Raw genomic sequence first — 14,961 nt, 5'->3', positions numbered from 1 at the left:
CTGCTGTCGATCCGACCCGCCTCGATCAGCGACCGGGCGCCTGCGGCCCAGGACTCGAACTCTTCGCAGCGCCGGGCTTCGGGCGACCGGGCTTGCCGGGGGTGAGCCTTGATCCACCGACGGGTAAATCCCTCGGCTCCACCTCCGGTGATGCCCAGGCTGGCCGGGTCGGCCCCGCTCACAAGGTCCACGGCAGCGGCCACTTCACGTCCGGGCAGCAAGTGCCGCTGCTCGCTGCCGTCGCCCCCGCGCAGCAAGATCTTGAGCAAGGTGGCGCCGGCGTCTACGCCCACGGCCGGTTGTTTTGCTACCCTCCCCATCGCCCGCGATACTGCCGGTGGTCGCCAACACGGGCAATCTGTTATACACACGGCCTGCCCAACGGCCATCTGTCGCCCCGACCGGGCAGGTAGGAGAATTAATTGATCGATCGAAACAGGCCAACCCTGCTGCTCGCTACCCTGCTGACCGCGGCGCTCATCGCGGGCTGCACCAGCGCAAAAGACAACGGATCCAGCGGCCCCGAGCCCCAGCGGCAAACCCTTGAGGGCCCGGTCCGCCCGGCCTTGTTACTCACCCACGCCTGGTTCTGGACCGACGACGAGGGGACCCCCCACCCCGGGCCCGCGCGCCTCGACATCTGGCGCGAAACAAACGGCAAGTGGTCCTACACCAGGCTCGAGGACGCCGACTCCAACGTCTTTCACAAGGCCATGCCGTGGAACGGCGGCATCCTGACCATCGGCGCCCAGAAGGCCATGCTCAAGAAATGGCACTTCGCCGACGGCAGCTGGCAGGCCGACACGCTATGGCAGAAGAGCTGGGGCGGACGCTTCGATCGCCTGCGCGACATTGAAATAGGCGACGTCGACGGCGACGGCATAGACGAGCTCGTGCTCGCCACCCACGACTCGGGCGTGGTAGCCGTGGTCAACGTTGACGCCGAGGGCAAGGTGACCAGCGTCGTCGAGATGGACGGCAAGGCCGATACCTTCGTGCACGAGATCGAGATCGGTGACATCGACGGCGACGGCAAACTCGAATTCTTTGCAACCCCGAGCGACCGGAACCGCGCCGACGCGTCTCAGGCCGGTGGCGTGGTGATGTACCGCTGGAACGGCAGCTCCTACGATCGCAGCTGGGTAGAGAAACAGGAGGGCACCCACGCCAAGGAAATCCTCGCGACCGACCTCGACGGCGACGGACGCTCGGAGTTGTTCTCGGTGCTCGAGGCCGAGCTCGGGGCCGACAAGCGTATTGCCCACCCGGTTGAAATAAGGCAGTACACGCTCAACGCCGACGGCAGTTTTTCACACTCGGTGCTCGGCACCATAGACGACAGGCAGACCCGCTTCCTGGTGCCCGGTGATTTTGACGGCGACGGACGCGCCGAGCTCATAGCCGCGTCCATGAAGACCGGCGTTTATCATTTTGCACCACCCGCCCCGGGCTCACCGGCCGGAACCGCCTGGACGCGAACCCTGGTGGACAACAACTCCTCGGGTTTTGAACACGCAGCGTGGGCAACCGACCTCGACGGCGACGGCAGAACCGAGCTCTACGTGGCCGCCGACGACCAGCGCGAGCTCAAGCGTTACGACTGGACGGGCAAGGGGTTCAAGCGCAGCCTGCTGGGCAAGCTCGACGCCGATGTGCTCACCTGGAACATAACCGACGGCAGGATGTAGGCCTAAACGGGTCGGCCCGGTTGCAAACTCGTGCGGGGTCTACTCGCCCTTGTCCTGGGCGACCGCGTCGCGCCTGCGGAAGTAGCGCTCGCGGTACCACCTGAGTTCTTCTATCGAAGCCCGGGTATCGGCTAACGCGGTGTGCGGACTGTCGGGCTTGTCGTACCCCGCGTCCTTGCCGTACCAACGCTCGGCGATTTCCTTTATCGAACTCACGTCCACCATCCGGTAGTGCAGGATCTGTTCGAGCCTGGGAAAGTAGCGCCTGATAAAACGTCGATCCTGGTGGATCGAGTTGCCAGCGAGGATGGCCCTACCATCCGGGCATCGCCTGCCGATGACCTCGACGAGATCGTGATCAACCTCCTCCAGCGGCCTGCCGGCCTCAAGCACGCGCTCGGTGAGTCCGTTGTCGGTATGCATCTTCTCGACAAACGGGTCCATCTCTTCGATCTTGTTGACGGGCGTCTGCACGAGCCACTGCGCGCTCTCGATCTCGACCAGCTGACCATCGGTCACGATCACGGCCACTTCCATCGGCACGCAGGTGGCCGGGTCCAGACCGGTCATCTCCATGTCCAGCCACACCAGCAGTTCGGCAGAATCACCCATAACACAGGCGCTATCACGTTACGCACGCACCCCCAAGCAGCCTCCCTCCGAGCGCGGGCGGCAGCAGCACGCCGCTCACTTGGCGCCGAGCGCTCTTCAAACTACAGTGAGGTTGTGCCGGCAGCGGTTAATGAAAGCTTTGTGACAATCGTCTCGGGCCTGCCACGCTCGGGCACCTCGATGCTCATGCGCATGCTCGGGGCCGGCGGAATCGAACCCCTGAGCGACGGCAAGCGCGAGGCCGATGACGACAACCCGCACGGCTATTTCGAGTACGAGCCGATCAGGAAGCTCGCCGACGACGCCTCGTGCATCTACCGGGCACGGGGGCGGTCGGTCAAGGTGATTTCAGCCCTGCTCGAGCACCTGCCCGCCGACCTTGACTACCGCGTGCTCTTTGTCCTGCGCGACATGACCGAAGTGCTGGCCTCGCAGCGCCGCATGCTGGGCAACCGGGGCAAGCTGGCCGGAAACGCCGATGACGGTCGCCTTGCCGAGCTCTTCGGCCGCCACCTTGAGCAGGTCAAGAGCAGGCTCAACGCAGCGACCGGCACCGGGGTGCTCTACCTGGACTACGCTGCCACGGTGCGGGATCCGGTCTCGGCCGCGCAACAGGTCAACGTGTTTCTCGGTGGCGCTCTCAACGAAACTGCGATGGCCGCTGCCGTCAGCGGAGAGCTGTACCGCAACCGCGCGGGGCAACAGGGGTGAAAAGTCGCAGCCTGCTGTGGCCCGCCGTGTTGCCGGCCGCAGTATTGCTGTGGCTCCCGGTGCTGCTGTTTGAGCTGGTGCACCCCTGGACGCCCCGCGAGGTGCTCGCTTCCCCGGCCCTGCTGCGGCTGTTAGCGCTAGCCGCAGCCAGCGCAGCGGCAGCCGCCAGCGCATCGATGGTCGCCGGCCTCCTCGTCGGTGGTGGTGGCGCGCCCGGCACCAGAACGCCCGCGGCGGCCGGTGCGATAAGCTCGGCGGCAATTGCCGGCTGCCTGCTACTGCTGCTCGCCTCTCCCGTACACGCACTGGCGCAGGGTGCCGGCTGGGCACCGGAGGCAGGCTACGCCGCGCTGTTGATCACCTCGGTGCTGCTTTCCTTACCGCCCACGGTCGTGCTCAACCGTCTCGTGGCGGCCCGGGGAGCGGCGACGGCACGCTTGCTGGCCGTCCTGGCCGCGGGCTGCTGGTACGGCGTTCTCCTCGTAACAATCCAGGCCAGCGCGACAGATCCGAGGTCGTGGTTATTGGCCGCCGCGGCGGCGGGGATGCTCCTGTGGCTGCTCGGGCGCCCGCTGACCGGCCTTGTGACCACCCTCGTCGCGTCGGTAGTCGTGCTGGCGGCTGCCGTGGGCGGGCGCTCCCCTGCCGCTCCCACTGTCGGCGTCGCCCGGGCACCTGGGACGACCAACGTCGTCGTGTTCCTGGTCGACACCCTGCGCGCCGATCACGTGGGCCCGGGATACGAAATCGACACCACGCCTCGCCTCGATCTTGAAATCCGCGGGCGCGCGACGGTCTTCAACAACGCCGTGACAGCAGCGCCGAGCACCATCCCCTCGGTAAAATCCCTGTTCTCGGCGCGCCGCGCTTCGTCGTGGGGAGCCAACAATACCATGCTCGCCCCCCCCGCGGGGACCTGGAGCATGGCCTCCAGCTTCTCCAGTGCCGGCTACCGCAGCGGCGCTTTCGTGGCCAACGGGCTGGTGTCGGGCGAGGGTTTCAGTGAAGGCTTTGACAACTACTTCGTCGCCGGCGGACACCGACAGCTTTCGCGCTCGCTGCTGCTTTACGAGCTGCTACTGGGCGGGCGTGACTGGGACGCGTTCAGGCGTGCCCAGGCCTGGCGCACACACAAGGTCTCGGGCGACGTGGTAGTGACGGCGGCGCTGGACTGGATTTCAAAAGCCGATGCACCGTTTTTTGCCTACGTCCACGTGGTCGAGCCTCACTGGCCCTTGTACGGGCACGGCTACTTCGACCCTCCTTCTGCCGAGGCTCCTGCCTGGTCGCACGTGGACCTGCTGCAGCTGGGCAACGGCGACACGGCCAACGCCTGGCGCCGTGACAGCCCCGGCCTCCGCGAGCTGTTGGCCCGCTACGACGAAGAAGTGCGCGAGGGCGACCGCATTTTTGCGCGCCTGCTCGACGGCCTGCGGCAAGCCGGCCTGCGCGACAACACGCTGGTGGTATTTACCTCTGACCACGGCGAGGAGTTCTTCGAGCACAACGGCTACAGTCACGGGCACGACGTATTCGAAGAACAGGTGCACGTGCCGCTGGTATTCCTCTGGCCCGACGCCGACAGCTTCGATCACATGCCTGCAAGCGTCAGCTCCCCGGTTTCGCTCGTCGATCTTGCCCCCAGTATAGAAGCGCTGGCCGGCGTCGCGCCGCCATCCGTCAAACGTGACGGACGCTCGCTACTGCCGCTGCTCTCCGGTAAGAAGCCAACCGCTCGACCGGTGATAACTGAAACCCGGGGCCTGGCCGACCAAAGGCTCGCCTACCGGGAAGGGCGCGACAAGGTGCGCCTCATCCATCCCCACAACAGCACGGCGGCGAGCAGTCACCGCGTGCTGGTGTTTGATCTCGACAAGGACGCTGGCGAACAGTATCCCCTGCGCAGCGATCACGACTCGGTGACAGAACTCGTCGATCGCGCCAAGCGCACGTTCGATCGCCAGGACGCCGATCAGCCAGCGCGGGAGTGACGCTCCACTGACTTCTCGGCCAGGTTGAGCACGCGCCCCGCTATCCTCGACCAGCTGTGCCGCCGAGCGACCTGCTTGGCCCTGCGCGCCAGTCTTTCTGCCAGCTTCGGGTCGGAGCGCAGCCGGGCGATATTTCGAACCAGCTTGCTGGTTCGTCCCGGGCTGTGCAGCAGCGCCGCCTCGTGGTGGGGAAACAGGTCGCCCAACTGGCCGATGTTGCTTGCCGCTATGGGCAAGCCCGCGGCCGCGTACTCCCACACCTTGAGTGGCGAGAAATAAAAATCCTCGAGCTCGGGGTAAGGGGCAACGCCCACGTCCATGCGCCGGAGCAGGGCCGGCACCTCGCCGTGTTCCACCGCGCCGGTCATCTCGATGCGGTCAGCCAGCGAATACCTGGCCGCAAAATCCTCGATCTCTCCGCGCAGTGGCCCGTCGCCCACCACCAGCAAGCGGTAGGCCGGGTCGTCGGCGGCCAGGCGGCCGAAAGCCTTCAGCAACCTGTCAACGCCGTGCCAGGGCTTGAGGCTGCCGACAAACCCGATCACGAACTCACCCTTGGCGCGCGACATGTCGCGGTCCTCCCAGGCAAACAGATCCTCGTTTACACCGCAGGGCACCACCCGTGTCTGCCGTCGTGACGCGCCGAAAGACTGCGCGTAGTCGATCAGCGCCGGACAGGTAACCAGCACCCGGTCGGCACCGGGAAAAACCATGCCTGCAACAGCGTCGGCGGTGTCTTCGAGTTCGAGCCGACGGTAGTCGGCCTGCTGCGCGGCCAACGGGGCGTTGACCTCCAGGAACAAGGGCACGCCGCGGCGCCGGGCATACTGCAGGCCCGCAAACGACCACAACGAGTGGCGCTCGTACACCAGGTCGAAACCCTGCGTATCAGCCTCGAGTTTTTCCAACAAGGTCTGGTTGAGCAGCAGGCTGTACACTTCCCAAGCCCGCGTAGTCTCCTCGCCGGCTTCGCGGCTGCGCTTGGCCACCATGCGGCGCAACTCTTCGAGCAGCGGATCGCCGGTGAGATCTACCACCGGGCACGCTGATGCACTGGCGTCGGCCGGCGGACGAGCCGTGAAAACCGTCAGGTCGTGTCCGCGCTCGACCAGAGCGGCGACCATGGACGACACGTGCACGGCGCTGCCCTGCGAGCCGACAACCGGCACTCCGCGGTCAGCTGATACGTAGGCTATGCGCATGGCCTCTTATTACTCCAGGTAACCCATTTCCTGCAAGCGACGGCGGGTCTTCTCGTCGAGCGCTCCCGCGCGTTTGTGCCTTGGGGCTTCGGCCAGCGAGGCCTGCAAGGCAGCCAGGGCAGTGGCCATCTCCGCCAGCTTGCCAGTGTTTTTTCCGGCCAGGTTCACCTGTTCGCCGGGATCCGCGGCGAGATCGTATAACTCTTCGCGCAGGGCCGGTTCCGCGCGCCCGGATTCGTAGATCACCTCCTGGTCTGGCGAGAAATTTTTCCACTCGGCTTGCTCGTTGACCACCACCTCGCGGCCACCCAGCTGGAGCCTGACAACCCCGTTCGTGTCAACGCCGAAGGCCGTGACCACACCCTCCTGCTCGAGCACGCGCTCGGATTCGCCGGCCAGCAGTGCGACCCGGTCGGCCCGCAACGAGGGCCCCTTCCACTCGACGTCTACGCGCACCCAGTCGCCGGGGGACAAGAGATCAAAGGGCGACCGGCCTTCGCCATCGTCAAAACGAACATCGGGATCCACCTGTACACTCAATCCCATGATCTCAAAAACGCCCGGGTCGCGGACCAGGGCCGCCAGCGGAGCGCGGATCTCGAGGTCCTCGTCTCCCCGGGAGACCCGTTTCACTTCGTCGGCCAGGAAACGCCCCCCAACGAAAACGCCTTTCGCGCGCACGCGGTCACCTACCACCAGGTCAGCGGGCAGCGTGCGCCTGCGTGCCCCGCCACCTTGATGCTCTTTGCGCAGGTACTTCCAATTGGCACGCCTGAGCGCCGTCCAGGTCTGCTTGCCGTGGGTCTCCTGGGCCAGCACCTGCCTTTGCTCACCGCCGCCTGCCGCCTGCAACAGGGACCTGCTGCCCGACGGAAGCTCGCCCGAAATCCCGGCCAGCTCCAGCACCGTGGCCGTGAGGTCAACGATCTGCACCTGGTTTTCTACCCGGCCGGTTCGACCGCGCGAGGCCGGCAGGCGAAGTATAAGCGGAACCCTGAGCAGCTCGTCATACTGGGCATAACCGTGGTCGAGCCTGCCGTGCTCCATGAAACCCTCGCCGTGATCAGAGGTAACGATGACCAGCATTTCGTCCCAGATCCCGCGCGCGCGCAGGACCTCGAACAGGTGCCCCAGCACCGCGTCCAGCTCGGTGAGCTCGGCCTGGTAAAGCCTGCGCAGCAGCGCGAGATCTGTGTCGTCCAGCTCCAGTTCGCCGTCGCGCACGCCCTCCCTCAGCAACCACCAACGCCGGGACTCCACGCCCCAGGACGCAACCCTGTTCCTGTCAGCATCGCTGATGCCGCGACTGCCCAGCAGGCCGATGGGCTCGTAGGGCCAGTGCACGTCGAGAAAATGCAGGTAGGCAAAAAACGGCCTATCGTCGGCCTGGTCGAGCCACGAAAGAAAGCGCTGGGCTATCAGCGGCGCCTTGCCGGCGTCGTCAACGTAGGTGGCAAAGCCCTGGTCGAGGTTGCTGTAACGACGTCGCAGGTGATCATTCTGAACGAAGGCCGCGCTGCGATAGCCGGCAGCCGACAGGTGCTCGGCCAGGGTTTGGACGCTGTCGGGCAGTACGTCGACGCCGTCGTCGTGGGTCTCGAGCATGCCGTGCTGAAAAGGAAACAGGCCGGTGAGCAGCGAAGGCACCGCCGGCCGCGTCCACGAAGAGGTACTGAAAGCGTTATCGAAAACCAGGCCGTCGGCCGCGAGCTGGTCAAGCACGGGCGAACCGGCAGGCGACGCGCCGTAGACCCCCAGCGCGTCGGCCCTCAGGGTGTCTATGCAGACCACGAGCACCGACGGTGACGCTGGTTCCGCCGGGCGATCGCTGCAGCCAGCGACCAGCAGGCCCAGCAGCAGCGGCGCGATGACGGTGAGCGTACTCACGCGCACCGAGCGCTTGCCTGCATAAGTACCTGCCACCATCAGCCCTCTTCCGATTTACTCGAAAAACCCCAGGCGAGTCCCAGTCCGTACTCGTTGACGTGATAGTTACGACTGGTCCTGCTCGAAGACGAATCCCTGTACTTGTAGTTCATCTCCAGGACCAAGCCGTCTACCCAGGGCAGCGGCAACTCGAGCCCCACGCGATAGGTATCAATATCGTCTGTACGTCCGAAGTTGCTGTTGGAGCCAAAGGGGCCACTGGCGCCCGCCACGACGTACTTCCGGTCCGAACGCCGGTAGCGCAGGCTGGCCTCCACCCCGGCTGGCAACTTGCTGTCGAAGCCCACTTCGATGCGCACGTCTTCGCGGTCGTAGTTGTCATCAACGGCGTCGCGCTCAACGTACTTGAAATAGGCCCTCGGAATAAACAGTTCGTGGTAATGCCAGCGCAAGCCAAGTCGGCCCGCCCAGGCCTCAGAGTCACGCGGGTCGTTGTCGCTCTCGTACTCGTCCCGGTCCCTTTCGTAGAGTGCCCTGACGCGCCAGGCCCTGCTCACCCCAAACTTACGCTCAACACCGAACACCACCGCGTGCTTGGAGTAGTGCACGTCGTCACCTCCGTCGCGGTCTTCAAGGCGAAGCCGCTGCGGGGTGTATCCATAACCGGCGAACAGGTCGGCCACGTCGGTTTCATAAACAGCGCGCCCCCCCAGCGTGACCGAATCCCTGGTCGATGACTCGCCGAACACCCGTCCATCGATCGCGGCCGTTACGAGGTCCGGCACCCAGGCAAGGTCGGACCCGGTACGCCGGGTCAGGCGCGCATTGGCCCTGGTGAACCACGCGCCTTCCACGTCGGGACCGGGCTGAGCGTAGCGGACGTTGTCGGTGTAGCCCTGCCAGAGGTTTATATCGCCCTTCCAGGTCGGGTCTTCACCACCGGCCATCGCCGTCCCAGCCAGGCCCGCAACGCTAAGCACTACCACTGTAACCGCCGCCGCAACCACCATCGCCATTTTCAATTCATCGGTCAATTTCATCAGTCATTTTTCCTTTGCAGGTGCCTTCGCACCTGTCGTTCCATTCGTCTCAATCCCGAAAAATCTACGCCCTCTGGCAAACCACCCGCCTGCCCGGACGCGCGGGCCTGCAGGCAACGCCGCACGGCGGCCTCCAGGCTGTCGGGCCCCAGTTGATGAGGCTCAACAACTTCGACCATGCCGTTTTTCTCAAAAGCCCGCGCCCTCAGCAACTGCTCGACGCGGGGTTCAACCCGAGGCACCAGCACCGACGGAACCTCCAGCGACAGCAGCTCGCACACCGTGTTGTAGCCGGCCATCGAAACACTGGCCGCTGCCAGGCCCAGAAAACACACGAGGTCGGGCCGATAGTCGAAGACCAGGAAGTCGTCGCCACAGGCCAGCATACGACGCCTCAGCTCGCGTCGGTCCGCCGATGGCATGTCGGGCCCCAGGAATACGACCGAACGTATGCCGTCCCTGGCCAGGCGTCGACCGGCCTCTATCCACGAATCCACCAGCTCGACACCGTCGCCGCCGCCGCCGCAGCTGACAACTACAAAGGGTCGTTGCTCGAGCGAAAACTCCTCTATGATGTCAGAGGTTTCTTCTTGCCGGGGCTTACGCGCCACGTAACCGCAGAACCGGGTGCGCTCGGCCACCGCGGGTGAAAACTCGTACAGCGACACCGGGTCAAAAACCTCGCGGCAACCAGCCACCCAGATCTCGTCGTAGTATTCTTCGAGGGCTTCGTAGACACCGTTTTTCTTCCAGCTGGCCACGATGCTGCCGGGATCGTCGAGGACGTCGCGCAGCGTCAGGACCACCCGGGTGCCGGGCTGGCGTTTTTTTAAATAGCGGAGCGTCGGCAGTAGGTCGTTGTGCACTCCCAGCGGCGCGTTGTCGACCACGAACATGGCCGGGTGAAAAGCCCTCGCCACGCTGCGCACCAGTTGCTCCCGGAGCCGTTGCACGCGCGAGAAACTCACCCGCAAGTGGCGACTCGAGTAGTGTTCGTCTCCCGACTTCCATACCCCGGGCAGCTTGACGAAATCAACGCCGTGGGGAGCCTCAAAACTCGCGGCCGAGTCGAGGCCGGTGAGCATCAGCGCGGTCACGTCATCCACGCGCCGAGCGATGTGAGACGCCACCGTCAGGCTTCGACGAAAGTGTCCGAGTCCGAAGGTATCGTGGGAGTAAAACAGAAGGCGGTTTTTCACGTCAGCCTCCCGCCCTCGCGATCTGCTCGCGCGTCTCGTCGAGCAGCGGGTCAACGAGCTTCTGCCAACGAGGCCTGAGCGAGAAGTTGCAAGCCAGCCGCAGAAGGGTCGCTGCGGTGTACCAGGACAAGCGATCCTGCCTCGCTTCGACCGGGTAGGCGTCGCGAAACAAGCGCTCGAGTTCGGCCGATCTCTCGTGCTCGTCCCACTGCACGGCCCGCAGTCGCAGGTGCGCGCAGAAGTTACCGAGATCGAGCTCGCGGTCTCCCCTGCAGGTGGTATCCATGTCTAAGAGCACCGGGTCGCCGTCGGTGAGGATGACCTGCTTGTCATAAAAATCCCTGTGCAACACCGCGTCTGGCTCAACCGCAGCCGGCGCCACTGCCTTGAGTTGCTCAAACAGCTCGGCAACGGCCTCACCCCACGCCGGGTAAAGCGTGGGAAGAAAATCGACCCAGGAAACCAGGAGCTCTATCTCCTGTTCCACACCGAACAACCGCTCGGCCCCGTCGACCTCGAGGGCATGAAACCCCGAAAGCGCCGAAGCTATTTTTTTGATCGAGTTGTCCAGTCCGTCGCCGGTTCTCAGTACCTCGTCGAGCGAAAAACCGTCCACGGCTTCCACCAGGCTCAAGCCCAGCCCGGGGAGAAACGCGAGCGGACGGGGCACGCGAAAACCGCTGGCGCGGCTGTTGATAGACTCCCAGGCCTGCCGCTGCACTTCGAACACCCGGTCGGGCGTGCCGCGGCGAAAAGAAACCTTGCCGTAGACCTTGCCACCCCTGGCGTCGCGATAACGCATCTGGCAACGCACACCCGGGCGGTAGGCGATGACCTCGCAGCCGGTCAACGGAAAGTCGGGACCGGCCTCGGCTCTCACCAGTCTGGCGTCGAGACAACGCTCCAGCGTGGGCAAGCGATAGTCATAGGGAAACAAGGTGAGCAGCAGGTCGCGGTGGGCCAACGACGAGCAGCGGGCACACGAGGGACTGGCAGCGCCGTTGCAGCTGTGGTCGCCGAGCTTGTCCACGAGTTGACTGGCCAGCTTGTGACCCACCGCGAAGGCCGAGGCCCGCAGGAATTCTCCGTCGCCAAGTTGCAACAGGTAGTGACCGTTAAAATAACGACCCGGTTTTATCCAGGTTGAAGACAGCGTGACCTTTTCTATCTCGCGCCCTTCGAGAATCGGCAGGCGACGAAAAGCGCGGCGCATGCGATCGGCGTCGAGCAGTCGCAGCATGGTCTCGGGCTTCAGCTTGCTGTTTTTCATCTGCGTTTGCCCTTTGCCCTGGCCGCGGTGCCAGCGACTGCCGAGACCCGGTCGGCCATGTCGAGCACCCGCTCCGCATTGCGACGCCAGGTAAATCGCCTGTTCACCATCCTGCGCGCCTCGGCTGCCAGCTTTACCGATAGAGACGGTTTGCCACGCAGGGTCTCCACCCGGTCGGCGATCTCGCGCACGGCCCCGGGGCGATGCAGCAGCAGATTGCGACGGTCGGTAAACAGTTCGGCTATCTGGCCGGTGTCCGAGGCGACCACGGGCAGGCCAGCGGCCATGTATTCAAAAACCTTGAGCGGCGAAAAATAGAAGCCGGCCAACCTGGGGTAAGGGGCCATGCCCACGTCCATGCGTGCAAGCCAGGCCGGGATCTCGTCGTGTTCGACGTGGCCACTGAAGGTCACGGCCGAAAATATCTTCATCGACCGCGCCGAGCGCTCGAGCTCGCGGCGCAACGGCCCCTCGCCGACCACCAGCAGCCGGTAACTGTTGTCCTTGCGGTGCAGCAGCCTGAAGGCCCGCAGCAGCTCGTCCAATCCGTGCCAGGGCTTGAGGCTACCCAGGAAGCCGAGGACAAAGGTCCCCGCTTCGCGCTCGAGCTGCTCTCGGCTGCTCGCCACCCGGGCAAACAGTTCGGGGTCGGCCGCGTTTGGTATCACCCTGACCCGGCCCGGCGCGCAGCCGTGCTCTACTACCCAGGGCTTGAGCTGGCTCGAAGGCACGATGAGCCTGTCAGTGTTGGAGAAAATATAGTGCTCGAGGGTTCGCGCCAGCCCAGGGTTTTCGAGCCTGCGGTAACGCTGCTGCTCCTCCCTCAGGGGTGCGTTGACCTCCAGCAGGTGAGGAACAGCGGCTGCGCGCGCGAACTTGACCGCCGAGTAGTTCCATAGCGAGTAGCGCTCGTACACCGCGTGTATGGGGCGGCGCTTGTGAATCTTTTCAAGCGTGCGGCTGACCGTCTCGTTGAGCATGATCCCGCGCGCCTCGGTGGCGGCCGCTTGCTCGCGCGGCCCCTTGGCACCGGCCGACAGCGAAGCCTTGGACCGCCGGCTGCTTCGCTCGGCCCCGAGGTCACTCACCTGCACATAGGTGCTCGAGGCGTCGCCCGTGCTGCGGGCAGCCACGATGTGTACGTCGCAACGCAGGTCGACGAGCGCGTTCGTCAGCTCGGCAACGTGGGCCGAGGCTCCCTTGTAGCCGCCCACCGGCACTCCCCGGTCCATGCAGACATAGACAACGTGGCGACGACGCCTCACTGGACTTCGCCTCCCTGCAGGCCCTGCCGCAGCATGTCGCGCAGACGGCCGGCGTTGACCTTGAGGCTGAACAAGCGCTCGGCCTTTTTTCTGCCCGCCACGCCCATGGCTGCGGCCCGTCCGGGATCGTCGAACAGGCGCGCGAGGGCATCGGCCAGGCCAGCGACGTCGTCGGGCTCGACCAGGTAGCCGTTCTCGCCGTCGTCTATTATCTCGGGTATGCCCGACAGAGCGGTTGACACCAGCGGCCGCGCGGTGGCCATTGCCTCGAGCAACACCGTGGGCAACGCGTCCACGTTGCCGTCGCCGCCAACAATGCAGGGCAACACGGTCGCGGTCGATTCCCGCAGGTAGTCGCCCACTTCCTCGGTGGTCACCGAACCGGCAAAAATCACCGTGTCTTCCAGGCCCAGCGATGCGACCTTGGCCTTGAGGCTTTCTTCTTTCTCGCCACCGCCCACGATCACGCAATCAAAGTCGTAGCCGCGATCGACAAGCGCCCGGCAGGCATCAACGAGGTGGTGAAAACCCTTCTTCTCAACCAGGCGGCCCACCGCCACGCACCTGGGGCGGGCGAGCTGCGCCGGTTCGCAGGCCTTGAAGCGCTCGAGGTCCACGCCATTGTACAGGCGGACGATCTTCTCGGGGGCACCGGGAATGTCAGCCACCAGCTCACGCAGGTGCCTGAGGTTATAGTCGGTGACGGTCACCACGAAGCTGGCGCCGGCGATCTTCCACCTGAGCACTTCCTGGTCGACTTCGTCGTGGTAAATATCCTTGGCGTGCGCGGTGATGCTGTAAGGCACGCCGGCCAGGCGCGAGGCCAGCGCCGCCACGTGACCGGCCCGCGATGCGAAGTGGGCGTGCAGGCAGTCTATGTCGTTTTCTACCACGAGCTGCGCCAGGCAGGTGGCGAGCCGCACGTACTTGCGCGGCAGCAGGCGTTCGCGCAAGGGCTGCGGAGGCAGGGGCCACAGCACGGCCAGCTCCTGCTCGAGGCGACGGCGGGCGTGCTTCTTCTCGGTCAGACCAGCGTCGCTGTCTTCAACGTACACGGCCTCGGCCTTGAGCTCGTCGAGTATCCCGTGCGTGACCGGACCGTCGAGGTTGTGGTGCAGCGAAAACACCGACACCTCTTCGCCGGCATCCTCCACCGCGCGGATTTCGTTTATGACAAAGGTCTCCGACACGCGCGGAAACACCTTGAGCAGATAAGCTATTTTTCCCACCCTCGTTACTCCGATCCCAGCGCCGTCAGTCGTCCGAGTACTCGATCGCGCAGCGGCGATCCCTGCACACCGCCTCGGCGTCGGCGCGGCACAGGTCTAACTGCACGCACACCGGTTCTTCCCTGCACGCGTCCTTGATAAAACGCCTGAGGTCGTCGCGATGCCAGCGGGTCACGGCGGCCTGGGCACCGCCCTGCTCACAAGGACAACAGCCCACCTGGTCGACGACCTCGCAGTGGTCGTCCTTGGCACACCAGAATATATCGTAGGGTAGGATCACCGGCTTCAGCTCGGCGGTCTTGTCGTAAAAAGACAGCGTACCCAGCACCAGCATAACCGCCGTGGCCAGGCCCGCCGCGACAATCAACATCAGCGGTGCCAGGCTGGTGCGTCCCGCCTGCAAGACCAACCTACTATCTCTTCTCTGCAACTGAACCTCCCCCATCCGGCGCAACGCTGGCGAGCAGCGTCGGCTCACCCGACTGCAACCGGTAGACCTTCCTATACCAGCCATCCTGTTGCACCAGCTCCTCGTGCTTACCCGACTGCGTTACACGTCCATCTTCTATCACCAGTATGAGATTGCTGTTCCGGAGCTCCGAAAGGCGGTGGCCCACGCGAATGGTGGTCCTGTGTCGCGACAGGCGCCGGAGTGTGCGGTTGAGCTGGGCCGCAGAACTGGCGTCGAGCGAAGCCGTGGGCTCGTCTAGTATCAACACGCTTGGGTTCTTTATCATGGCCCTGGCGATGGCGATCTTCTGTCGCTGTCCGCCCGAAAGGGTGTCACCCCTCTCGCCTATAACTGTATCGTAACCATCGGGCAGTCCGCGGATAAAATTGTCGGTGTCGGCCGCCTCGGCCGCTTCC

Annotated in this window: 14 protein-coding genes; 3 read left to right on the top strand and 11 right to left on the bottom strand. The window is 64.7% G+C overall.

Annotated elements, in window-relative coordinates:
• On the bottom strand, positions 1-320 hold a 320-nt coding region (locus tag EYQ35_02245), incomplete at its 3' end, for a hypothetical protein (protein HIF62963.1).
• A gap of 102 nt (positions 321-422) precedes the next feature.
• Here EYQ35_02245 and EYQ35_02240 point away from each other — a divergent pair.
• Positions 423-1,688 carry a hypothetical protein gene (locus EYQ35_02240; GenBank protein HIF62962.1) on the top strand — a complete coding sequence of 422 codons (1,266 nt, stop codon included), beginning with the start codon at positions 423-425 and terminating at the stop codon, positions 1,686-1,688.
• Between the two features lie 39 nt (positions 1,689-1,727).
• On the opposite strand, the gene EYQ35_02235 is transcribed toward EYQ35_02240, so the two are convergent.
• Entirely contained in the window at positions 1,728-2,300 is a 573-nt protein-coding gene (locus EYQ35_02235; protein ID HIF62961.1) for an oligoribonuclease, read from the bottom strand.
• A 141-nt stretch (positions 2,301-2,441) separates the two neighbouring features.
• On the opposite strand from EYQ35_02235, the gene EYQ35_02230 reads away from it, so the two are divergent.
• Both EYQ35_02230 and EYQ35_02225 read left to right on the top strand, forming a co-directional pair.
• Positions 2,442-3,011, top strand: coding sequence for a sulfotransferase family protein (locus EYQ35_02230; protein ID HIF62960.1), 570 nt, complete (start codon positions 2,442-2,444; stop codon positions 3,009-3,011).
• The gene (locus tag EYQ35_02225; GenBank protein ID HIF62959.1) at positions 3,008-5,002 is read left to right on the top strand and encodes a hypothetical protein; all 1,995 of its coding nucleotides are present in this window, start codon (positions 3,008-3,010) and stop codon (positions 5,000-5,002) included. Before EYQ35_02230 ends, EYQ35_02225 begins: the two co-directional genes overlap by 4 nt.
• Here EYQ35_02225 and EYQ35_02220 read toward each other — a convergent pair.
• The 9 genes from EYQ35_02220 to EYQ35_02180 all read right to left on the bottom strand — a co-directional run.
• Entirely contained in the window at positions 4,984-6,204 is a 1,221-nt protein-coding gene (locus EYQ35_02220) for a glycosyltransferase family 1 protein (GenBank protein HIF62958.1), read from the bottom strand. The two genes, EYQ35_02225 and EYQ35_02220, sit on opposite strands and share 19 nt — an antisense overlap.
• Before the next feature lie 9 nt (positions 6,205-6,213).
• Positions 6,214-8,130 carry a hypothetical protein gene (locus EYQ35_02215; protein HIF62957.1) on the bottom strand — a complete coding sequence of 639 codons (1,917 nt, stop codon included), beginning with the start codon at positions 8,128-8,130 and terminating at the stop codon, positions 6,214-6,216.
• The gene (locus EYQ35_02210; protein HIF62956.1) at positions 8,130-9,131 is read right to left on the bottom strand and encodes a hypothetical protein; all 1,002 of its coding nucleotides are present in this window, start codon (positions 9,129-9,131) and stop codon (positions 8,130-8,132) included. The genes EYQ35_02215 and EYQ35_02210 overlap by 1 nt, the downstream gene beginning before the upstream one ends.
• Positions 9,131-10,330: a hypothetical protein gene (locus EYQ35_02205; GenBank protein HIF62955.1), complete on the bottom strand. Its 1,200-nt coding sequence runs from the start codon at positions 10,328-10,330 to the stop codon at positions 9,131-9,133. Before EYQ35_02205 ends, EYQ35_02210 begins: the two co-directional genes overlap by 1 nt.
• A gap of 1 nt (position 10,331) precedes the next feature.
• The gene (locus tag EYQ35_02200; GenBank protein HIF62954.1) at positions 10,332-11,600 is read right to left on the bottom strand and encodes a hypothetical protein; all 1,269 of its coding nucleotides are present in this window, start codon (positions 11,598-11,600) and stop codon (positions 10,332-10,334) included.
• A complete protein-coding gene (locus tag EYQ35_02195; GenBank protein ID HIF62953.1) occupies positions 11,597-12,865 on the bottom strand; it encodes a glycosyltransferase family 1 protein in 1,269 nt (422 codons plus the stop codon). The genes EYQ35_02200 and EYQ35_02195 overlap by 4 nt, the downstream gene beginning before the upstream one ends.
• Complete coding sequence (locus EYQ35_02190; GenBank protein HIF62952.1) at positions 12,862-14,094, bottom strand: colanic acid biosynthesis glycosyltransferase WcaL; 1,233 nt, start codon at positions 14,092-14,094, stop codon at positions 12,862-12,864. The genes EYQ35_02195 and EYQ35_02190 overlap by 4 nt, the downstream gene beginning before the upstream one ends.
• 25 nt (positions 14,095-14,119) lie before the next feature.
• Positions 14,120-14,497, bottom strand: a complete 378-nt coding sequence (locus EYQ35_02185; GenBank protein ID HIF62951.1) for a hypothetical protein — start codon at positions 14,495-14,497, stop codon at positions 14,120-14,122.
• 10 nt (positions 14,498-14,507) lie between these two features.
• Positions 14,508-14,961 (bottom strand): ATP-binding cassette domain-containing protein (locus EYQ35_02180; GenBank protein HIF62950.1); only part of this gene is annotated, 454 nt, incomplete at its 5' end.

This window comes from Candidatus Binatota bacterium (genome assembly GCA_012960245.1).
In the GTDB taxonomy this organism is placed as follows: Bacteria; Desulfobacterota; Binatia; order UBA1149; family UBA1149; genus UBA1149.
Note: the sequence above shows the minus strand (reverse complement) of the source record. Positions and strands in the feature narration are given on the sequence as shown.